This window comes from Rhodoferax sp. ZS1R25 (assembly GCF_056521335.1).
Genome location: NZ_JBWMAZ010000001.1, coordinates 1,418,898 through 1,441,594, shown reverse-complemented (window position 1 = coordinate 1,441,594; position 22,697 = coordinate 1,418,898). Strand labels below are relative to the sequence as shown.

Below are 22,697 nucleotides of genomic sequence, written 5' to 3'. Positions count from 1 at the left end.
AATTGGCACAAATTCACCCGTTTGGGGGATGGGCACATGACCAAGGCCTACTTATCATCGCGCACTTGTCTCCATATTCGCGTTAACCCTAATACTTGCGTACCCCACCCATGCTGTTCCTGCCCTCGCTTTCTACCGAGGATCTTCACCACTATCACCGGGTTGTGACCCATTCGGTGGAAGTGCGCAGCCACTTTGACGTGCTCATTTGGCTACAAGGCGACATGCAACGTTACTTGCCCCACGACATCCTGGTGGCGGCTTGGGGCGATTTTTCGAGTGGCGCCGTGCAGCACGACATCATTTCCGCGATGGCCGGCGTGCGCTCCCATGTGTCGCATGCCCCGGCCATAACACCACTCCTAATGACGCTGTTCAATCGCTGGGCTGAATTCGGGAACAAACCTTTCAGCCTGAATGCGGGAGAAAGCGGATTCCTGCTGAACGACTCTGGCCTAAAAAGTGCTTTGGGCGGTGCATTGCAAAAAATGCGCTCCGCCACGGTGCACGGCATTCGGGATGAGCGGGGGAGTCACGATTGTCTCTACGTGGCGTTCAGCGTCAAAGACCTCTTCACGGATATAGAGCGCGGAGCTATGTCCATGGTGCTGCCCTATATTGATACAGCTCTGCGGCAAGTGGAGCACCTGCCCCATCAGGCACAACTGCAGTCCCACAGTAACGGCAAAGATACACCGCTGACGGTGGAGCACGAACTTACCGACCGGGAAGCCGAAATCCTGAAATGGGTAGCCCTGGGCAAAACCAACCCCGAGATAGGCAGCATCCTGGAGATCAGCGCCTTCACGGTCAAAAATCACATGCAACGTGTTTTCAAGAAACTCGACGTCTCCAACCGCGCCCAAGCCGTGGGCAAATTCCGCGCATGGGTCAACCATGTCTAAGGCTCACGTTACGCTATCTGCCGCCGCTCTCAACCGCGGCTCAGACCACCCTACGCTAGGGAAAGACAACCTGCTGAGCCTGTTTGAGTCGGCGGTCTGCCCGGGCGCGTTAGTGGCCTCTTTGTGGGTAGTCGCCTATTACTTCGAGGGCAGCTTGCCCCCGGCATACCTGCTGCTGGCCGTACTCACCTTCGCACTGACCTTCCCTGGTGAATCACGGCTGCAAACACCCATGGGCACAGTGTTGCTGGACATTGCCATCAATTGGGTTTGGATTGCAGGCTTGCTGGGCATTACCGGATACGCTACCGGCTACATCAAAGAATTTTCCCTGAATGCGCTAACCGCGTGGCTTTGGGTCGCCCCATCGGCCGAATTGCTCGCCTGCATTACCCTTCGTGCCGCTGCACCCTGGGTACTCAAACTCCAGGGACCCAAACAACGTGCCTTGATTGTGGGAATGAACGAACAAGGCTTGGCGCTGGCGAACAAACTGAAGGACTCCCCCTATTCGCGCATCGAATTTGCAGGCTTTGTGGACAGTCGCGGCACCGACCGCCTTCATCCCAACGCACCCCATGCTTTGCTGGGCAAGATTGATCAACTAGCCGGCATCGCCCAGCAAAACCGTATTCAAGTCATCTACCTGTCGCTGCCGATGGCATCCCAGCCGCGGATCTTGCATATCTTGGACGAACTGAAAGACACCACTGCGTCGATCTACTTTGTGCCCGACATGTTCGTCACTGACCTGATCCAGGGCCACCCTAGTGCCGTATGCGGCATGCCCGTAATATCTGTCTGTGAAACGCCTTTCAGGGGATTCGACGGTGCGGTGAAACGCATGAGCGACGTCGTGTTCTCCGCGCTAATTTTATTGCTTATCACGCCGGTACTCATTGCCATTGCCATTGCAGTCAAACTAGGCTCGCCTGGCCCCATCATCTTCAAGCAGCGCCGCTATGGGCTGGACGGCGAGGAGATCTTGGTTTACAAATTTCGGTCAATGACAGTCACCGAAGATGGTGCAGCCGTCCAGCAAGCCACGAAGAATGACTCACGAATAACTCCCCTAGGGGCTTTCCTGCGCAAGACATCTCTGGACGAACTACCGCAATTCATCAATGTGTTACAGGGCCGCATGAGTATCGTAGGGCCCCGTCCCCATGCCGTAGCCCACAACGAGCTCTACCGCAAGCTCATCAAAGGCTACATGGTCCGCCACAAAGTCAAGCCGGGGATTACTGGCTGGGCTCAGGTCAACGGCTATCGCGGTGAAACCGAAACGCTGGACAAAATGCAGGGCCGTATTGACTACGACCTAGACTACCTGCGCAACTGGTCACTGCGGCTGGACATTCACATCATTCTTAAAACCGTGCGCCTTGTGGTCAAAGACCAGCAAGCGTACTGAGCGCATGCTACACATTGCTCCTCTTCATGGGTCGATTGCGCTACTCCTATGCGTTACGGTACCCGTACACGCCCAGGAAAAGCCCTTGGTGTTCAATGCGAGCTACGCCGTTCAGACCGATAGCAACTTGTTTCGCTTGCCGAGCAACGCGAACACGCAAGCCCTCATTGGCAAAAGCAGCGCGGCAGAACAAATTGGCATCACCACCTTAGGGCTGGGCTTTAACACGCAACAAAGCCTGCAAAAGTTTGAGCTGGATTTGACGTTAGTGGACTACAAATACCAAAACTTCAACTACCTCAGCTTCACGGCCAGCAACTATGCGGCAGCTTGGCATTGGGCGGTGACACCCGACCTTACTGGCAATTTCACTACCGACCGCAAAGAAACACTCAACAGCTATAGCGACTACCAAGGCTACAACGTGCGCAATCAGCGCGTGGACACTACTACTCGCGTGGACGCCATTTACGCTTTGGACGGCCCATGGCGTGTGATTGCGGGCGCAAGTACCACCCGCCAAGCCAATCAGCAAGCATTGCTGGCTGGCGGTGACTACACCATCACGTCGGGAGACGCCGGGCTACGCTATGTGTTTGCCTCAGGCAGCAGTCTGACCTATCAAGCACGCCTAGGGAGCGGAAACTACCTGAGCCGAGTGGTCCCCAACGCAGGCGCATATGACGACCAATTCAAACAACTGGACAACGACCTGCGTTTGCGCTGGAACCTGAACGGCAGTAGCAATGCAGAGGTGTATATCACCCACATTAATCGCGCGCACCCTACCTATGGAGAGCGTGACTACAACGGCTTCAATACGGGGGCCAACCTGGACTGGGGCATTAGCGGGAAATCCTCTTTATCGCTTGGATTTAGCCATTTGCTGGATGCGTACGCCACCAGCAACAGCAACTATAGCCAAACTGACAAGTTTTCTGTGGGGCCCATTTGGCAATTTAGCCCCAAGGCAGCTTTGCGCCTGCGCCATGAATGGGCCCAACGCGACTACCTAGGGAGCCCGACCACCGCGACAAGTAGCCAACGGCACGACGTCACTCGTGACACCAGCGTATCTGTGGACTGGCGCCCGTACCAGCAAGTTTCTCTGAATGCCGGCTTGCAGAACAGCAACCGCGGCTCAACACAAGCCGGGCTTGATTTTGAAAGCACCCTGCTGTTTTTTACTGCCCAAATCAATTTCTGATCGCACTACACCATGAACATTTCCTCACATCGCTTCGCCACCGCCGTCTTGGCTGCATCCATCGCTTTCGGCCTGGCCGCGTGCGGCAACAAAGATGATAAAAAAGTGGCTACGCAAGTCGCTGCCAAAGTTGGTTCGGAAGAAATTTCAGTACACCAAATCAACCAGGTGCTCAGTCGCACCAACATGAACGGTGCCGACCCACAAGCTGTTCAAGCCATGGGACGCGATATTCTGGAAAAACTGATCGATCAGCAATTGGCGGTGGATCAAGCCACAGAAAACAAGCTGCACCGCTCACCTGAGGTGGTGGCCCAAATTGAAGCTGCCCGCCGCGACATTTTGGCCCGTGCGTATATCCAACAAATCAGTGCTGCCACACCCAAGCCGTCGGCGGACGAAACCAAAAAATACTTTGCCGACCACCCTCAGCTGTTTAGCGAACGTCGGGTTTACAACGTACAGGAAATCGTGGTGCCGACATCTGCGGGCGTAGCAGAACCTTTGCGTGCACTCGCCGCTGCTGGCAAGCCCATTGAAGACGCAGCAGCACTACTCAAGTCAAAAAATATCCAATTTGGCGGTGGCGCGGCAACTCGTGCAGCGGAACAAATTCCATTGGAAATTCTGCCTCGCATTCATGCGCTGAAGGATGGTCAAAGCACTCTCATTGAGACACCCCAAACCATCACGCTGCTGCGTGTGGTGTCTTCGCAATCCTCCCCCGTGACGCAAGAGGCTGCGCTACCTCGCATTGAGCAGTTCCTGGTCAACCAACGTGCGGGCGAAGCAGTTGCGGCCAACATCAAGCAGTTGCGCTCCAGCACCAAGATTACCTATATGGGTGAATTTGCCAATGCCGCAAGCGCTCCGGCCGCAGAGATGCCCGCCGCTATATCACCCGCACCGGAAAGCGCGAATAAGACCAACATCGAAAAAGGTGTGGCTGGCCTCAAATAAGTCCGCACATCACTTGCACAGATTGCTTCTATGAAAACACTCCGTCTTCCCCAATTTCTATTCGCCGCATTGTTGACGCTGAGTAGTCTTGTAACATTTGCGCAAGATAAGTCGGATTACCCTTTAGGCGCTGGCGACACCATTCGTGTACAGGTTTTCCAAAACCCGGACCTCACCATCGAAACGAGAGTATCCGAGAGTGGCAGCATTACCTACCCCTTGATTGGCGCAGTGGAACTGGGTGGGTTATCTGTCGCTACCGCAGAAAAGAAAATTGCAGATGCCTTGCAACGCGGCGGTTTCATTCAAAAACCCCAAGTGAACATTGCCCTCATTCAGATCCGTGGCAATCAGGTATCTGTGCTCGGCCAGGTGGCTCGACCTGGGCGTTTTCCGCTGGAAACCGTAAACACCCGGCTGAGCGACATGCTGGCCAGTGCCGGCGGCGCCACCCCCGGAGGAGATGACATTGCGATTGTGACCGGCGTGCGAGACGGCAAACTGTTCCGCAAAGAAATCGACATCCCTTCCATCTTTCTGTCGGAAAAGCTTCAAGACAACCTAATCCTCCAAGGTGGAGACACTATCTACGTCCACCGTGCGCCGGTTTTCTATATTTATGGGGAAGCACAACGCCCCGGTTCCTATCGCATTGAGCGCGACATGACAGTCATGCAAGCCCTTGCCCAAGGTGGTGGTCCCAGTGCCCGCGGATCAGAAAAGCGTCTGCGCCTGCATCGCAAATTGCCCAACGGCGGTATTCAGCAAATTGAACCGCAATTGACCGACCCCGTGCTACCCAATGACGTTATTTACGTCAAAGAAAGCATCTTCTGATTTCGGGCACCACACCATGACACTCCAACAATTTCTACTTATTTTGCGGGCCCGCTATCGCATGGCGTTGCTGGCCTTCGCGGTCACCGTTTTCACCACCGTAGGTATCAGTCTATTGCTGCCCAAACAATACACGGCCAGTGCCGCAGTCGTTGTAGACGTGAAATCGCCTGATCCGGTTAGCGGGCTCATGCTGCAGGGGATGATGGCTCCTGGCTACATGGCCACCCAAGTGGACATTATCAACAGCGATCGCGTTGCACAAGCTGTGGTGAAAGGGTTGGGCATGGAGAAAAGCCCGGCTATTCAAGCACAGTGGCAAGAAGCAACCCTGGGAAAAGGCCAACTGCGTGACTGGCTTGCCAACCTGCTGCAAAAAAATCTTGACGTCAAACCCTCTCGAGAAAGCAACGTCATCAGCATCAACTACACCGGTGCAGACCCCGAATTTTCTGCGATTGTAGCCAACGCCTTTGCCCAAGCGTATATGGATGTAAATCTCGATTTACGCGTTGCGCCAGCCCGTCAGTTCGCCACATTTTTTGATGAACAAACCAAATCGGCCCGCGACAAACTGGAAAAAGCCCAACAAGCTTTGTCCGACTATCAGCAGAAAAACGGCATCACCTCCACCGACGAACGCATGGACTTTGAGACTGCAAAACTCAACGAGACCAGCAGCCAACTGACAGGCGTGCAAGGCCAGACCACTGACAGCCAGAGCAAGCGCCAGAGTGGCAAGGCCGATACCGTGGCAGAAGTCATGCAAAGCCCTCTCATCAATGGCCTTAAAGCAGACATCGCCCGCGCCGAGGCCAAATTGGCGGAAAGCAAAGGGAACCTCGGTGCCAACCATCCTCAAATTCAGCGCGCCGAATCCGAGCTTGCGACCTTGAAAGCGCAACTGGATGCAGAAACACGCAAGATCACAACCTCGATCGAAACCGCCTACCAAGTCGGTAAACAGCGCGAAACTCAGTTGCAGGGTGCGCTTGCAAATCAAAAAGCACGTGTATTGGTACTCAATAAACAACGTGACGAACTGAATGTCCTGCGCCGCGATATTGAATCCGCTCAGCGTGCATTTGAAATTGTGAGTCAGCGCGCGTCGCAAACCAATATTGAAAGCCAGACCAACCAAACCAACATCGCAGTGCTGAACCCTGCCATTGCGCCACCCGACCCGTCCAAACCCAAGATTTTTCTCAACACCCTTGTCTCCATATTCCTCGGGGGGTTGCTGGGCGTTGGGTTGGCATTGGTTCTGGAGCTGATGAACCGCCGCGTGCGCTCGACAGAAGACCTGGTCGAAGCGCTGGAATTGCCTGTACTGGGCGGCATCAGCTCGGCATCGGGCATGTTTAAACGCACGGCCATTGGAGTACGCGCATGAACCAAGTAAGAACCATAGGCGACATTTTGGTGGCCACTGGCCGCCTGAGCCACGACGATGCGGTGCGCATTGTGGAACGCCAACATAAAGACCAGGTGCAGTTTGGTGATGCAGCATTGGCATTGAAAGTACTGACCAAAGACGACATCGACTTCGCCCTCAGCAAGCAGTTTGACTACTCATATCTAAACGACCAGGACGACAGTGTCAGCCACGAGCTGGTCGCAGCCTACAAACCATTCAGCCGCGTAGGTGAAAACTTGCGTGCCGTGCGAAGCCAACTCATGCTGCGCTGGTTCAACACCGATCCTGCTCACAAAGTACTGGCCATCGTGAGCCCGGGCGGCGGCGAAGGGCGAAGCTTCATCGCAGCTAACTTAGCCGTCGTGTTTGCCCAGCAAGGTGAACGCACGCTGCTCATAGATGCAGACATGCGCGCCAAGCCTGATCGTGCACAGCACGCATTGTTCAAGCTGGGCAAGAGCGCCGGCCTGTCCGGAATTTTGGCAAACCGCGCAGGCCTGGAAGTCGCGCAACTTATTCCCGGTTTGCCTGGTTTGGCTGTGCTGCCAGCTGGTGCCATACCGCCCAATCCCCAAGAGCTGCTGGGGCGCCCCGCATTTGGTGATCTGCTCCGCATTGCCAGTCTGCAGTTTGACGTGATCATCATTGACACGCCCGCTGGTACCGAATATGCCGATGCAGAAATTGCTGCTGCACGCGCAGGTGCTGCGCTGCTCGTGGCTCGCAAAAACGCAAGCCTGCTGCCGCAGGCCACCCAACTGTCACGCCGCCTGCAAGACAGCGGGGTCGCTTTGGTGGGCTCGGTACTGAACGACGCATGAACTCCGTGGACCGAGGAAGAACCACCATCCAGGTGCAGCTGCTGACCTGGTTGCCCGTAATACTCGGGCTTGCCGCGTTGTACCTGCCCAGCCTTTACAACCTATTCACTGGTATCTGGGCAAAGGACGAGCAGATGCACGGCCCCATCGTGCTGGGCATCTCCTGCTGGCTCATCTATCGCAATTGGTCCAACATGCTTGCGGCCAACCAAGGCAACGGCCCCTCCGCCTGGGGCTGGCCCTTCTTTGTCTTGGGCTTATTCCTCTATGCGCTGGGCCGCTCGCAAGACATCTTGCTACTGGAGGTTGGCTCCGTCATCTGGCTGTTGGTGGGCATTGCACTCCTCACCCTAGGCCCCAAAGCACTAAAGGCCCAGTGGTTTGCCTTGTTCTTCATGTTCTTCATGGTGCCGCTACCGGGTGTGATCGTGGATGTGGTCACCATGCCCATGAAAATGGCCGTGTCATACGTGGCAGAGCATGTGCTCTTTTGGGCAGGCTATCCGATTGGCCGAAACGGCGTCATTTTGCAAATTGGCCAGTACATGCTGTTGGTGGCCGATGCTTGTGCCGGCCTGCACACACTGCTCACGTTAGAGGCTCTGGGGCTGCTGTACCTCAACATCGTTCGGCGCGACTCTTTGTTTAGAAACGTGGGTTTGGCCGCACTGATCGTACCCATCTCTTTCACCGCCAACGTCATTCGCGTGATGGCGCTGAGCCTCATTACTTACCACTTTGGTGATGCTGCGGGCCAGGGCTTTTTGCATGGCTTTGCAGGCATGGTTTTGTTTTTAACTGCACTATTGCTGATCATCGGGTTCGACAACGCGCTGCAAGCTCTCGAAACTATCAAAGCACGCAAAACAGCGTCACTGAGCCTGAGGTAACCCATGTTGAACCAATCAAAATCCTGGGTTTTGGCACTCTGCATGCTCGGTGCCGCAGTGGCAGCATGGGCCCTTACGCCGCACACACTTATGTCGGACCAGCGGACGAAGGTCACACTTGCGGACCTCATACCCACCGCATTTGGCGACTGGAAAGAACTACCTCAGTCTGGCAGGCAAATTGTCAATCCGCAGCAAACCGCCATCTTGGATGAGATCTACTCCGAGACCCTGTCCCGGGTCTATGTGAATACCAGTGGCGCTACTATCATGCTGTCGCTAGCCTATGGCGCCAACCAGTCTCGCGACCTGCAAATCCACCGTCCCGAGGTCTGCTACTCAGCGCAGGGTTTTCAAATTTTAGGCACCGAGAAAACCAACATCCCCACCAGCGCAGGGGAGGTTCCCGCAATGCATGTGGTCGCCAAGCTGGGCCAGCGCAACGAACCCATCACCTATTGGGTTCGCATTGGCGAGAAAGTTGTGCGCGGCAACCTTGAGCAGGGTTTCGCCCGCCTTGGCTATGGGTTGGGTGGAGTAGTTGCAGACGGCATTCTGTTCCGCGTATCCAGCATCTCGGCAGAAACCGACAAGGCCTACGCCACCCAGAAGCAATTCATTGACGACCTCTTGAACTCTGTCCCCGCCGATACAAAGTCGTATCTGCTTGGCGATGCAAAGTCCTAGCCCTTGCTGGCTAGAACTACCCAACGGAGAGGCATCCTGTGCTACGACACACCATTTTCATGGCGCTATCCACAGCACTGCGGTTGCTCACCGGTGTTGTGATCTTTATCGTCATGGCCCGCATGTGGGGCCCAGAGCGCTTTGGCTCTTTCATGTACTTGTTCACGGTGACTTCACTGGTCGCGCTCATCATCGACTATGGCTTTGGGCAACAGCTCATGCGCGACATAGGGTGTGACAAAAACAGGACTCGGCACATCATGTCGGGTGTGCTCGCCGCCAAGCTGCTCCTATCTGCTGGCGTAGTACTTGTTTTTGCGATCGCATCAATCACTCCTTGGGGCGCATCGCAACCCATTGGAGTGTTCTGGATCTTATTGGCCACTTGCATCGCAAGCTCTTTTGCCGAAACGTACACCTGTGTTTTTCGGGGCCTAGGCCAGTACCAGGAAGAAACGGTCATTGCCGCTTGGGTCAACTTTGTACACTTTGGCGCAGTGCTTGCGCTTCTTGCGCTGGACTACGGCGTCACGGCCGTTGCCTTGGGTTTCCTGGCTTCACGCATCCTTTTCCTCGTGTTGACGCTCCGCACTTACAGACGTATTGCACCTGTGGCCGAGCTCATTCGTAGCTACCGCCTGCGCGAAGGCCTACACAACCTACGTGCCGGGTTACCGTTTGCAGCAGAAGCTGGTTTTACCAATTTTCAATCGCAGGCAGACACCCTCATCGTCCATCACTTTCTGGGGCCAGCTGCAGTGGGCATATACCAGGCTGGCCTGAGGCTCATGCAAGGTGCCAATACATTCGCACAGGTATTGAGCAACGTCTACTTACCCCCCATGGCAAGCAAGATCAACGATGCGCCAGCACTCAAACACCTTGCCAACCGCCTCTTCATTCAGATGCTTCTGCTCGGCACGGCATCGCTGCTGATATTTGGTTTTGGTGCCAATCTCATTACGCACACGCTCTACGGCAACAAGTTCCAGGAACTCAGCAAACTACTGCCCTGGTTTGGTGTATTGCTGCTTTTTCGCTACATCGCCGCGAGCCACGGCGTAACGCTTAGCGCCGTAGGGCTTCAGTCCACACGGGTCGCCGCGATTTCTGCAGCGCTCATTGCGCTGTTCACTTCTGCTTACTTTTTGCTACCGCGCTATGAGCTACCGGGCATGCTCTATGCATCCATCATCGCCATCGCATGCCTCTATGTGGTTTACGCACTAAACCTGGCCAGCCGGGGCTTTCCACTAGGCATCAACAAGCTCAACGGCGCAGCCTTTGCAGCTGTGCTTGGCATCACAGTTTTCTTGATATCTGGAATATAAATGTTAACCATCGGCCTACTTTGGCACTCCCTCAGCTCCAGCAACTTAGGAGTTGGTGCGCTCACGCTTTCCCAGATCGCCATCATTGAAAAAGCCGCTGTCCGCGTTGGCAAGCAAGTGCAATTCAAAGTCTTTGGCACCATCGGCGTAGAAAGCTATGGCACCACACCCGGCGTAGTCAGCATCCTCGGGCTTGAGCGTAACTTCATCGCCCCCTGGAAGTCTCCCTATTTCAAGCAGATACGCAAATGCGATTTGGTGCTCGACATTGGCGAGGGTGACAGCTTCACCGACATCTACGGGCTGGAGCGGTATTTCATCTTGGTGGGTACCAAATACGCAACATGGTTATCCGGCATTCCGCTGATTCTGAGCCCGCAAACCATTGGACCGTTCAATGGCGCAGCTACCCGTGCAGGCGCCAAATTCATCATGCGCCGCAGCAAGCGTGTGTTTGCGCGTGACCACTTGTCCATGGAATATCTGCAAACCAATGGCATCAAAAATGCGGATGAAGTGATTGACGTCGCCTTCGCCCTGCCCTTTGAGAAGCAAACTCCCGCAGTAGATGGAAAGACTCGCGTCGGCATCAATGTCTCTGGCCTGCTGTACCACGGCGGCTACACCCGCAACAACCAGTTTGGCCTTAGCCTGGACTACGCAGCCCTCACCCACGCCATGCTGGATTGGTTCACTGCCAAAGCAGACTGCGAAGTGCATCTGGTTTCTCACGTAGTGCCGGAGTCCATGCCCGTGGAAGACGACTACCAAATCTCTTTGGAGCTGCAAAAGCGCTACCCCACTGTGCACGTGGCCAAGCGCTTCACCTCCCCCAGTGAGGCCAAATCTTATATATCGGGCCTGGACTTTTTTGTGGGTGCACGCATGCACGCCTGCATCGGCGCGTTCTCCAGCGGCGTACCTGTAGTACCACTGGCCTATAGCCGCAAATTCAATGGTCTGTTTGAATCGCTGAACTATCGCCATTTTGGTGATTGCAAAAAAGACAGCTTGGACCAAGCTCTCACCAAAGTGCAAACATCGTTTGACAACCGCCACGCACTCAAAGCTGAAGTAGATGCCGGCAACCTGGTTGCAAAAAACAAACTGGCCAAATACGAAGACTACTTGGCCGGCGTGCTGAAAGACCTCAATGGCTGAAACCAAAAGCATTGGATGGATCACTGCCAGCGGGCTGTGCACGGGTTGCGGCCTGTGCGGTTCCATGTTTCCTGGCAAGGTGAAGATCGGATTGCATGCAGACGGGTACCTGCGCCCTGTGGCTCGCACGCCGCTTACAGCAGCAGAAAACACCAAGCTGTTTGACACCTGCCCCGGCGTTCTGATTCAGCACGAAGCCAAACAGGCCAATTACCACCCGCATTGGGGCCCATTGGTAGAAGTGCGCACCGGCCATGCCGCCGACGCCACCACCCGCCATGAAGGCTCGTCGGGCGGCGTGCTGTCCGGCCTGCTTATTCACTTGCTGGCAAGCAAAGAGGTCGACTTTGTGGCCCACGTCAAAGCCGCTACTGATGACCCCTTGGGCAACGAAGTCTCCATCAGCCGCACGCGCGAAGACGTGCTCGCGGGCGCCGGCTCACGCTACGCACCGTCCGCCCCCCTGGCCAAGTTGGCCGAACTGCTGGCGCTACCCGGGCGCTTTGCCTTTGTCGGCAAACCTTGTGACGTGGCAGCTCTGCGCCGCTACGAAAAACTGAACCCCGACATCAGCGCCAAAGTGCCATACATGCTCTCGTTCATGTGTGCAGGCATTCCCAGCCGCAAGGGCACCGTGGCCATATTGGACAAATTTGGCGTTGCACCAGAGCAGGTCAAGTCATTTGCGTACCGTGGTGACGGCTGGCCTGGCAAAACAACCGCCATTACCCACAGCGACCAGCGCTTTGAGACCGACTACTCCACATCGTGGGGTACCGTGCTCAATCGCCACCTGCAGTTCCGCTGCAAGATTTGCCCAGACGGCACAGGTGAATTTGCCGACGTAGTTGGCGCAGACGCTTGGTACGGCAAAGATGGCTACCCGGACTTTGCCGAACGCGAAGGCCGCAGTCTCGTGCTGTCTCGCACCGCCAGAGGGGAAGCCTTGGTGCAAAGCGCCAAAGCAGCCAACGCCATTGCCACCGAGCCATTGGCCGTGGAAGAAATTGCCAAGATGCAGCCTTACCAGTTGAACCGCAAGCGGCTGGTGCTATCGCGCATCGCCGCGCTGTGGTTTACGCGCCGCCCTGCCCCGCGTTATGCCCACTTCCCTCTCTTTCGCCTGGCAACCCAGCTTAGCCTGCGCGAAAACATCAGCAGCTTCAGAGGCACTCTACGTCGCCTGATTGCCTAAATGCCATGCGCGCACAACAAGCCACCTCAGCGAAAGAAACTAAGTACTTCTATTTGTTCTTAGCTTTGATATTCATATTGCCACTGTGGCCCAATTACGCCGAATTAAAGTTTGGTGGCATACCCAATTTGGCACCAGATCGACTTCTACGCGTCGCTCTATTTTTTGGTTTTATTGGTATTTTCTTCACCAATTCAGTACCGGTGAAGGTAATGAAACAACGTTTGGAAAAGCACTGGGTTCTCGTGCTTATGCTGATAACGTATTACAGCATGCGAATATTGAGTGCTTTGGCATCGCCCAGCACCGTTTTTCAACTTTATGCGTTCTTTCGGAACGAATTTTTAGTCACATTTCCCATATTCTTCTATGCGCTGTTAGCTATTAAAGACGAGAAGAGTGTCAACAAAATATGGGTGACACTTGTGATTTCTGGCTTCTTTGCCAGCCTCGTTGCTTTGGTGGACTACTACAAACAGAAAAATCTCTTCATGGGTTTGGTACCAGTCAATAGTGACTACCTAATGGGCGTGTTTTTGGATAAAACCCGAGATGATGCGTACCGTGCACAAGGCACATTCGAACACCCAATCATGCTTGGGCAGTTTTTTATATTTTTACTGCCAATAATTTGGACACTTTTCCGCCAGAGAACTAAATTTCTGCATCAGGTCTTTTACGCAATTGCTGGCCTTTTGGCCATTGCCTCAATTTACGCCAGTGGATCGAGAGCCGCACTTGGTCTGGGTTTAGTAGTTATTACACTATTCATATTCTGGGAAATATATGCTTGGACCAAAACATCCAAGAATAGAGTATTACAGTATCTTGTAATATCTCAAATTCCCATTCCAATAGTAGGCGCACTTGTCGTTCTATATGCCTATAAAGGAACGGCACTAGGGAAGACTCAAGAGACTCTATCCAGTACCAATGCGCGTATAGATATGCTAATTGGTGGTGGGCCAAAGATTTTCGAATCTCCCATATATGGTCATGGCCTCGGTGAGGCACTTTCTATTTTCTCGTTGGTTGGCAGAGCTGGATTGCGCACACTAGACAACTATTACATTTTAATAGGACTTGAAACGGGTGTTATTTGTTTAATAATATTTTTACTTTTGCTATTAGTCCCCAGTTTCAAGTTATTTCGAAGCAGTCTTAGTACGAAGCATGCCTCATCCAGAATAAATATTGCTTTTGCACTAATTCTTATGTCCTATATGGTGCAAATGGCCGTCCATTCACTTCCACAGCAAATTTGGTTTATTTTTTTACTGTTTGCTTGCAATATCGCGTTGCTGGAACAATCGAGCAAGGTAACAAGCACTGCGCCTAAAAACACAAACAATCATGCATTGAACTTGCAAGATGCAACATAAATACGTTCCGCAAATTGATTCATTGCGTGCATTGGCCGTAATTAGCGTTATCGCATATCATCTGAATTCAAAATTACTTCCCGGCGGTTTCAGTGGTGTTGATGTATTTTTTGTTATTTCAGGATATGTAGTATCCGCCTCCTTAAGCAGTATAGAGAATTTATCTTTTGAAAAATTCATTGCAACTTTTTATGCCAAAAGATTACTCCGAATACTTCCTGCACTTTTGGTTTGCCTAGTCACTGTTGCCTTAGCAACTACCTTATTTATCCCTAAGTCTTGGTTGGGCGGATCCACGACTTATACAATAATTTTGGCGTTCGTAGGGCTGAGCAATTTCACTCTAATGAATGCCGGAGATAGTTATTTCTCCCCACGTACTGATTTCAACCCAGCGACACACACATGGTCCTTAGGCGTTGAAGAACAATTTTATTTGCTTCTTCCGCTTATTTACTACCTCACATTAAACAAACGTCGCGCATTGCGACTGAGTTCAATAGTGACATATGTATTGCCTGCAGCAATCATCGCATCATTCATTTACTCTGCAAGCATATCCGCCTCGGATTCCTCAAAGGCCTATTACTCAATTTTCAGTAGATTCTGGGAGTTGGGTTTAGGAGTCACTCTATTCTCCTTACATAGTCGCGGGGAGCGCCTTCCTTTTTTGGGTGATCGACCTAAGACAACTACGGCGTTGGGTTTTCTTTTAATCTTTATTTCATTTTCATTAGCGAACAAAGATCATTTCCCATATCCTTGGGCTATTGCCTCAACCGTAGGAACTGTGCTTTTGATTGAGGCTGTTACCGGACCGTTTGCGCTCAAAAATCGAGCATCGCAGGTATTGAGCAAATGGCTAGGTCCAGCAATTGGAAGGCGTTCTTATTCGCTATATTTGTGGCATTGGCCAGTTTTTGTTCTATTTAGATGGACTTGTGGAATTGATAGTCTTCCAACACAAGCCTTGGCTCTCTTCACAACTCTATTGCTAGCAGAATTTTCTTTCAGGTATGTTGAGTCCACGACTAGAAACAATGCAACGCTAATAGCTTTAACTTCTTCGCGTTTAGTCGGTACTTTGATTTTTTGCTGCGCAATAGTGGCAAGCATGAGCGGCATCGCGCTCATGTCTCAATCCAAAATTTCTCTTAGTGTTACCAGCAACGCAAGGGAATGGACATCGGACGCAAGTGATGTCTTGGAAATCACCAGAAGCAACGGTTGTCACCTGACTCGGATGGAGAGCGCCATGGGAGGTGGATTCTCTATTTCCTACAAACAAACAGGTTGCTCGCAAGATTCTAAGAATCCACGACTTTTCATAATTGGTGACTCGCACGCAACTGCGCTCAACAGATTCGCAGCGCTATACGCCAATACGCATGAAACAGAAGTCTATATTTATACAAAACTTGGATGCTCATTCCTAAACCTCTACGAAATTACCAAACCCGAGTGTCAAGACTTTTTTGATATCGCTACTACAGCTGTATTAAAAAATACACGTCCAGATGACCAACTTTTGCTCTCGTCACTGCGCTTGAGACGACTCAGTGATCAATGGACGCGCTTCAATACAGCTGATGTTGTAAGAAAATCTTTTGATAACACAGCAGTGATCGCCAGAAAGAATGCAGTAATTGAGGCGAATGCTTGGCTCGATCGAGTGAGTTCAAGCAAATTAAAAATAATATTTCTGGCACCGCCGCCTATCTTTGGTGCCCCAGCATTTAGATGTTCCGATTGGTTTAACAGCAAAAATCCAATTTGCGAAGGATTACTTACTTCAAAGCGTGACTTTCAATTGCAGTACCGAAGCTCTGTTATATCTGCAATGAATGAACTGAAATCCAGGCATGCGGCCGTTTCCATTTTTGATCCTTTTGAACAATTCTGTCCTGATTCAGAATGTTCTACTAAGCAAAATGGGAAAAGTCTATTCTTTGATGGAGATCATCTATCTGGACACGGAAATGACTTTCTCTTTAATTTGTTTGAAATAAAAAAAGAAACGTATGCACAATGAGCGTTCCATCATAGAACGCAATTCATCACAAATCAAATGAATAGATTTATATTTTTGGACTGCATGCGAGGAATAGCGGTATTGCTAGTTATGCTAACTCACTTCACTGAAGGAAAAATGCATGTTATTGATTCAATCAATAATAATTTTCTGCAAATAGGTCAAATGGGGGTATCGATTTTCTTTTTAATTAGTGGCTATATCATTCCACGTTCTATTTCGTCAGCAAAGTCAATGAAGGAATTTTGGACGCATAGATTTTTTCGTTTATTTCCGATCTATTGGCTTTCTATTTCTTTGGCCTGTCTTCTCTCTTATCTTGGTTTGATGCACCTACCAACCAATATCAGCGTGCCGGAGATTTTGCTAAATCTTTCTATGATGCAAGGTTTTTTGGGTGTGCCGAATGTTATCGGTGTTTTCTGGAGTTTGAAATTCGAACTCGTCTTTTACTTTTTGATGACTGTCGTTGCAATATTTCGAGTATTAAATTACTCTGTATTTGTAAGTTTAATTTATTCTTTGATTATCGCCCTCGTCGCCGTTTGGATGTATTTTTTCCAAGGGCGGTATTTTGCGTATGGTCTGTTCCATATACAACTAATGTTGATTGGTTGGGTACTTAGTGAAGCACGAACCACTACAAGTGATGGAATTAAGACAAGCCTAGTAATTGCAGCGGGAGTGCTTGTGGCTGGCCTAACAGCATTTACATCCTTCTATGGGCGTGCTGACTCCAGCGCAGGCGGCACGCTTTCGTTCACCCCAATGATTTCCGCTTGGCTGCTAGGGTTGGCTTTTTTTTCACTAGCTGTGAGATATAGGGGCTCGACTTTCTGGCCTCAATGGCTGAGCTGGATTGGGCGAGTGAGTTATTCCGCTTATTTATTGCATGTACTTGTTCTGTTTGTATTGGCCCCGGTTATGAGGGGTTGGGGGGTATTTGCTTTACCAGTTTTGTTTGGTATTTCTTTGTTGTTAGCTTGGATTGGTTATCGGTTTGTAGAGCTTCCATCTATCGCTGTAGGCAAACGAGTGGCTAACTACTGGGCCGTCAAAAAAACTCATGCTCAATTCGAGGCGTTCAAATAATGTCAACAAACAAGGGAGCCCTGTCCTCAAGGCACGCATCTTGCGCGGTCTTATTGCTGAACTGGAACGGCTGGCGAGACACCATTGAATGTCTGGAAAGCGTCTCCCAAAGCACAGGCGTAGCATTCAGCGTCGTGGTTTGCGACAACGGCTCAAAAGACAATTCGCTGGAGAAAATCACCGCATGGGCCGATGCGGCGGCCAAGCCTTTTGCCTTGTATGACCGCGCACAAGCCGAGGCTGGTGGCGCCATTGGCCAAGACGAACCGTTGGTGTTAATCCAGACCGGAGCCAATTTGGGCTTTGCTGGCGGCAACAACGTGGGACTGCGCTATTGCCTGGCCCATGGCGGCTTTGACTACGTGTGGGTGCTCAATAACGACACAGTGGTGGCACCCGATGCACTGCAGCAGCTGGTAACGCGCATGCAGCAAGACCCGGCTGTGGGCATCTGTGGGTCCAAACTGGTTTTCTACCACCAGCGGGACCAAGTACAGGCCTATGGTGGGTCTGCCTTCAATGCGCGGCGTGGCGTGGTGGCGCCCATTGGGCAGTTTGCGCCCACAGATGCCGCTTGCGATGTGGCTGCAGTGGAGGCTCAAACCGCGTATGTAGTGGGCGCGTCCATGCTCGTCAGCACACCGTTTTTGCAAACAGTAGGGCTGATGTGTGAAGACTATTTTCTGTATTTTGAAGAAATAGACTGGGCCTTTAGGTCGCGGGGCAAGTTCAAGCTGGCCTATGCAGATGCCAGCGTGGTGTGGCACAAAGAGGGCGGAACCATTGGATCCAGCAGTACCAAAGAACCCTCCGCCACATCCACCCGCTACCTCTATCGCAACCGGGTGATCTTCAATTGGCGATACAACCGCGCGCACTTTGTGCGCTGCCTCATGCAAGTGGGCTTTGAAATGCTGGTGTTGCTCAAGCGCAAGCAATTCAAAACCGTGAAGGTAGCGTTGCAGTCCACCCTGGTGGGGTTGCTGGCGCTGCGCCGCACAGGGGGGGGGCCTTATGCAGGCTAAGCCACTGCTATCCATCGTGATAGTGAACTACAACGGCCTGCGTTTTCTGGACGAATGCATTGCGTCGATTACGCAGCATGTGCACTGCAACCATGAAGTCATCATTGTGGACAACGCGTCTGCAGACGACAGTGCGCAGTACATCGCGTCAGCCTTTCCACATGTGCATCTGATCCAGAGTGCCGTCAACACAGGCTTCACCGGTGGCAACAATATTGGGGTGCGAGCTGCGCGGGGCGAACTGGTGCTGCTGCTCAATAACGATACCAAATTGCTAAGCCCATTGGACGACGCAGTGAACGCGTTTGGCGACCCTACGCTAGGGGCGCTGGGGGTGCACCTGTTTTACGGTGATGGGCGCAACCAACCATCGGTGGGCTACGAGCACACACCCCTGCGCATTGTGTTGTCATGGTTGGGCCTGGCGTCTGTCAGTGCTCTACCCAGCGTGTTCCGCCGCACGGAAACACGCACCACTTTTTATGACCGGCCCCACGCCAATGTGGCCTGGGTGTCCGGTGCATTTTTGCTAACGCGCCGCAGCCTGTGGAACACCATCGGTGGGCTGGACGAGCGTTACTTCATGTATGTGGAAGACGTGGACTATTGCAAACATGTGCAGTTAAACGGCTACACCGTGGCCTACCTCCCAGGCGTGCAGGTGTGCCACTACGAAGGTGCGGGCAAGGCCTGGATAGGCCAAGGTGCGCTGACACGCACGGTGCGCTCGTATCGCCTCTATCTCAGCAAACATTACGGTGCGCTGGTAGCGCGCACCACCGGTCTGCTACTGGCAGCAGTGCTGGCGCTCAGGGTGCCGCTGTATGCGCTAAAGCACAGGCTGCAGGGGAATGCGATAGCGGGTGAAAAAGCCAAGGGCTACGCCGCCGCGGCCAAGCAGGCCTTGGCAACGCTGCAGGGATAAGACAGCCATGAAACTCATCGTCTTGTCTCCTTTTGTTTACTACCCGGGCGTGCCGCACGGGGGCGGCGCCCTGTGCTGGGGGCAGCTGGAGGGTTTGGCTGCGGAGCACGAAATTCACTTCGTGGCGTTTGTACAAACGAGTTCTGCGGAGTTGGTGGCTGCGTTGCCACACTTGCAGCGTATTTGCGCCTCCGTCACCACGGTGCACCAGCCGCTGGACAAACTCACTATATTGCGGGCCAAGCTGGCCCAGCTACTGCTTACGCCCGTAGGCGCATCGATATGCAATGTGCCCGCAATGACGGCAGCACTGCAAAAAACCCTAGCCGAGACACAGGCAGACGCCGTACTGGTGCAGTTTCCGCAAATGGCGCAGTACGTGGCTGCGTGCAGCGGCGTACCCACACTGATGGATGTGCAGGACGCCTACTCGGTGTCGGGCTATCGCCAGTACAAGGCTGCAGGCTCTTGGATCAAACGCCTGCTGGGCATGCTGAACTGGCTGGGGTGGCTGCGCTACGAGTCGCGCTGGTACCCCAGGTTCAGCACCGTAGCGGCTATTACCGAGCAAGACCGTTTGGTTCTGGAAGTATTCAGCCCCGGCCTGGCCGCGGCCACCAGCCCCGCAGCGGTTGCCTTGCCAGCCCAAACCTGGGTACCGGTACACACCAAAAAAATTGCGTTCATTGGATCGTTCACCCACCACCCCAATGTTGCGGCCCTGCTTTTTTTCATCCAGCAAGTGCTGCCCCGCGTGCTGCAGGCCCATCCGGATGCGGTGTTTGAAGTGGCAGGCAAAGGCGTGCCACCGGCCGTGCTGGCTTTGGCGAACAAGAACATTCAGTTTGCGGGCATGGTGCCCGATGCCTACGACTTCGTGCGTTCGGCGGCGGTTGTGGTCGTGCCGCTCCTCAGCGGTGGGGGCATCAAGATCAAGACGCTGGAGGCCATGGCCTGCGGTTGCCCCATAGTGACCACCAGCATTGGTGCTGAAGAAACGGGGGCCAGCTCTGGCCAGCAAATGCTAATTGCGGATGCGCCGCACCACTTCGCTCAGCACGTGATCACGCTGCTGGACAACCCGACGTTGAGCCAGCAGTTGGGCGACAACGCCAGAGCGCTGGCGCAGCAGCATTTCTCCTGGCCGGCCAAATGGGCGTCGCTCAATAGCCTGCTGCAACAAGCCGTAGACCGGCACCAGACCAAGATGGCGACACCAACCGAAAGCACCCAAGTATGAGAGTGGGCTTTGACCTGCATGTAGTGGATGGCCTTTTTCAGGGCTCACGCACCCACGTGATTGAGCTGTTCGCCCGCGTGGCCAAGCTGTGCCCGGAGATAGAGTTTGTTTGCCTACTGGAGAACACTGACTCCTTCTTGAAAAACTACCCGGCATTTGCATTGCCCAATGTCCGACTGGAACGCCTGGCCCACACGGGGGCCGTGCGCCGGCTGATGTGGGAATTGCCCCGCATGCAAAAACGCCTGAGCCTGGATTTGTTGCATACGCAGTACATCATTCCCCTGCCCTCGCTGTCAAAAACCGTGGTGACCATCCACGATGTGCTGTTCGAGAGCCACCCGCAATACTTCCAGCCGATGTTCCGTCTGCGTTCCCGCATCTTGATGCGCTGGGCCGCGTATCAGGCGGAGCACATCTTCACGGTCAGTGAGTTCTCCAAACGCGAAATTTGCAAGCGCTACGGTGTAGCCCAAGAGCGCGTGACAGTGACCACCAACGCAGCAGACAAGGGCCGATTTTACCCCGCTGTGGATGGAGCAGACTTGGTGGCAGCGCGTGGACTGCAATCTGGTGGATATTTTTTAACCGTGGGACGCCTGGAGCCGCGCAAAAACCACGTGACCCTGTTCAAGGCCTACGCAGCGCTGGGGCCGGATGCCCCCCCGCTGGTGGTGGCGGGGCAAAAGGATTTTGGCTTTGACGCCATATTCGACGTACTGGCGCAAACCGGCCTGCAGGACAAAGTAGTTTTTCTGGACAACGTGGGAGATAAAGAACTGCCCGCGCTATACCGCCATTGCCTGGCATTTGCGTACCCGTCTTTGGCAGAAGGCTTTGGCATGCCACCGCTGGAGGCCATGGCCAGTGGGGTACCGGTGATTGTGGCCAACAACACGGCGCTAACCGAAGTGGTGGGCGACGCAGGGGTATTGGTGGAGTCCACCGATGCAACGGCCTTGCGAGATGCCATGCAAGCGCTGGCAACCAACGCCCACCTGCGCGCAACACTGGCGCACAAGGGGCAAGAGCAGGCACAACTATTTTCTTGGGACGAGGCTGCCAGCAGGGTGGCAGCCCAGTACAGGGCTATTGCAGCAAAGGACAACACACCATGATGATCCGTACTCTTTTGGCACTGGCTTTGGCCCTGTGCGCCCAGCTGGCCACAGCCCAAACCAATAAATACAACGTGGGGGTGTACTACTTTCCTGGTTGGGCAGACAACCAAAAGGGCTCCGCATTTACCCAGCCTTGGGAGAAGATCAAACCCTACCCCGAGCGTGAGCCAAAACTGGGGTGGTACAAGGAAGGCTCTGACGATGTCATGCGCCAGCAAATTGACTGGATGGCGGAATACGGCATCAACTTTGTAGCCTACGACTGGTACTGGAGCAAGGACAGCAAGGTACTACTGGAACACGCGATTGCCGCACACATGCGCGCACCCAACCGCGACAAGGTGAAGATCTCTTTGCTGTGGGCCAACCATGACGGAGTGCCTTCCAGCCGCGAAAGTTTTGAGCGCATGGTGACTTACTGGGTGAAGTACTACTTTCAGCGGCCCGAGTTTTTACGTGTGAATGGCAAACCGGTGGTGTTTGTGTTTTACGCCGATTTTTTGAAAGCCGATGCGGCCAAATTTGGCGCCACGACAAAAGAGCTATTGGACTCTGCCCAGGCCATCGCCCAACAAAACGGGCTGCCGGGCATTTACTTTGTTGCTGGCACTGGAGCCGGGTCTCCCATGATTGACAGCTACGCAAAGGAAGCGGGGTATTCAGCCTTATCTGCTTACAACCTACATCAGGGCTTGAATTGGACAGTGCAGTCTCGTAGCTATCCAGAGCTGGACAAAGCCTATCAAGAGCACTGGGGCCGTTTCGTTGCCAAGGGCAACCTACCCACCATCGTGCCCATGAGCGCGGGATGGGACAAACGCCCCTGGGGTGGCAGCAAGGACGCGCTGCATGACCAGTCCATCAGCAACGCCAGTCAGTTTGAAGCGCACCTGAATGCGGCCAAAGCCGCTATGGATGCAGCCAAACCCGGCAGCCCGAAGATGGGCGTGATTTGTTGCTGGAATGAATTTGGCGAAGGCTCCTACATCGAGCCCACCAAGAAAGACGGTTTCAGCTACCTCGAAAAAGTAAAGAAAGTGTTTGGAGCTCCGTGA

20 protein-coding genes are annotated in these 22,697 nt (G+C 53.3%); all 20 read left to right on the top strand.

What is annotated here, in order from left to right; genetic code table 11:
- Positions 1-110 precede the first annotated feature (110 nt).
- Genes epsA through AC097R_RS06840 form a run of 20 tightly spaced genes read left to right on the top strand, consistent with a single transcriptional unit; the run spans position 111 to position 22,697 of the window.
- Complete coding sequence (epsA, locus tag AC097R_RS06935) at positions 111-905, top strand: XrtB/PEP-CTERM-associated transcriptional regulator EpsA (protein ID WP_479597013.1); 795 nt, start codon at positions 111-113, stop codon at positions 903-905.
- Positions 898-2,319 (top strand): undecaprenyl-phosphate glucose phosphotransferase, encoded by a 1,422-nt coding sequence (locus AC097R_RS06930; RefSeq protein WP_479597011.1) that lies wholly within the window; start codon positions 898-900, stop codon positions 2,317-2,319. Before epsA ends, AC097R_RS06930 begins: the two co-directional genes overlap by 8 nt.
- A 4-nt stretch (positions 2,320-2,323) precedes the next feature.
- Positions 2,324-3,526, top strand: a complete 1,203-nt coding sequence (epsL, locus tag AC097R_RS06925; RefSeq protein ID WP_479597009.1) for an XrtB/PEP-CTERM-associated polysaccharide biosynthesis outer membrane protein EpsL — start codon at positions 2,324-2,326, stop codon at positions 3,524-3,526.
- Between the two features lie 12 nt (positions 3,527-3,538).
- Positions 3,539-4,486, top strand: coding sequence for an EpsD family peptidyl-prolyl cis-trans isomerase (locus AC097R_RS06920; RefSeq protein WP_479597007.1), 948 nt, complete (start codon positions 3,539-3,541; stop codon positions 4,484-4,486).
- 30 nt (positions 4,487-4,516) lie between these two features.
- Positions 4,517-5,323 carry a polysaccharide export protein EpsE gene (epsE, locus tag AC097R_RS06915; protein WP_479597005.1) on the top strand — a complete coding sequence of 269 codons (807 nt, stop codon included), beginning with the start codon at positions 4,517-4,519 and terminating at the stop codon, positions 5,321-5,323.
- Between the two features lie 16 nt (positions 5,324-5,339).
- Complete coding sequence (epsF, locus tag AC097R_RS06910) at positions 5,340-6,716, top strand: chain length determinant protein EpsF (RefSeq protein WP_479597003.1); 1,377 nt, start codon at positions 5,340-5,342, stop codon at positions 6,714-6,716.
- Positions 6,713-7,561, top strand: a complete 849-nt coding sequence (epsG, locus tag AC097R_RS06905; protein ID WP_479597001.1) for a chain length determinant protein tyrosine kinase EpsG — start codon at positions 6,713-6,715, stop codon at positions 7,559-7,561. The genes epsF and epsG overlap by 4 nt, the downstream gene beginning before the upstream one ends.
- Positions 7,558-8,451, top strand: coding sequence for an exosortase B (xrtB, locus tag AC097R_RS06900; RefSeq protein WP_479596999.1), 894 nt, complete (start codon positions 7,558-7,560; stop codon positions 8,449-8,451). Before epsG ends, xrtB begins: the two co-directional genes overlap by 4 nt.
- A 3-nt stretch (positions 8,452-8,454) precedes the next feature.
- Positions 8,455-9,138, top strand: coding sequence for an exosortase-associated protein EpsI, B-type (gene epsI, locus AC097R_RS06895; protein ID WP_479596997.1), 684 nt, complete (start codon positions 8,455-8,457; stop codon positions 9,136-9,138).
- A 38-nt stretch (positions 9,139-9,176) separates the two neighbouring features.
- On the top strand, positions 9,177-10,469 hold the full coding sequence (locus AC097R_RS06890; RefSeq protein ID WP_479596995.1) for an oligosaccharide flippase family protein: 1,293 nt from the start codon (positions 9,177-9,179) through the stop codon (positions 10,467-10,469).
- Positions 10,470-11,630 (top strand): polysaccharide pyruvyl transferase family protein, encoded by a 1,161-nt coding sequence (locus tag AC097R_RS06885; protein WP_479596993.1) that lies wholly within the window; start codon positions 10,470-10,472, stop codon positions 11,628-11,630. It begins immediately after the preceding gene.
- Positions 11,623-12,825, top strand: a complete 1,203-nt coding sequence (locus AC097R_RS06880; RefSeq protein WP_479596991.1) for a Coenzyme F420 hydrogenase/dehydrogenase, beta subunit C-terminal domain — start codon at positions 11,623-11,625, stop codon at positions 12,823-12,825. Before AC097R_RS06885 ends, AC097R_RS06880 begins: the two co-directional genes overlap by 8 nt.
- 5 nt (positions 12,826-12,830) lie before the next feature.
- Positions 12,831-14,207, top strand: a complete 1,377-nt coding sequence (locus AC097R_RS06875) for an O-antigen ligase family protein (protein ID WP_479596989.1) — start codon at positions 12,831-12,833, stop codon at positions 14,205-14,207.
- Positions 14,197-16,239, top strand: coding sequence for an acyltransferase family protein (locus AC097R_RS06870; protein ID WP_479596987.1), 2,043 nt, complete (start codon positions 14,197-14,199; stop codon positions 16,237-16,239). Before AC097R_RS06875 ends, AC097R_RS06870 begins: the two co-directional genes overlap by 11 nt.
- 36 nt (positions 16,240-16,275) lie before the next feature.
- Positions 16,276-17,331 (top strand): acyltransferase family protein, encoded by a 1,056-nt coding sequence (locus AC097R_RS06865; protein WP_479596985.1) that lies wholly within the window; start codon positions 16,276-16,278, stop codon positions 17,329-17,331.
- On the top strand, positions 17,331-18,356 hold the full coding sequence (locus AC097R_RS06860; RefSeq protein WP_479596983.1) for a glycosyltransferase family 2 protein: 1,026 nt from the start codon (positions 17,331-17,333) through the stop codon (positions 18,354-18,356). Before AC097R_RS06865 ends, AC097R_RS06860 begins: the two co-directional genes overlap by 1 nt.
- On the top strand, positions 18,346-19,281 hold the full coding sequence (locus AC097R_RS06855; RefSeq protein WP_479596981.1) for a glycosyltransferase family 2 protein: 936 nt from the start codon (positions 18,346-18,348) through the stop codon (positions 19,279-19,281). The genes AC097R_RS06860 and AC097R_RS06855 overlap by 11 nt, the downstream gene beginning before the upstream one ends.
- A gap of 7 nt (positions 19,282-19,288) precedes the next feature.
- The gene (locus AC097R_RS06850) at positions 19,289-20,521 is read left to right on the top strand and encodes a glycosyltransferase (protein ID WP_479596979.1); all 1,233 of its coding nucleotides are present in this window, start codon (positions 19,289-19,291) and stop codon (positions 20,519-20,521) included.
- Entirely contained in the window at positions 20,518-21,639 is a 1,122-nt protein-coding gene (locus AC097R_RS06845; RefSeq protein WP_479596977.1) for a glycosyltransferase family 4 protein, read from the top strand. Before AC097R_RS06850 ends, AC097R_RS06845 begins: the two co-directional genes overlap by 4 nt.
- Entirely contained in the window at positions 21,636-22,697 is a 1,062-nt protein-coding gene (locus AC097R_RS06840) for a glycoside hydrolase family 99-like domain-containing protein (RefSeq protein WP_479596975.1), read from the top strand. Before AC097R_RS06845 ends, AC097R_RS06840 begins: the two co-directional genes overlap by 4 nt.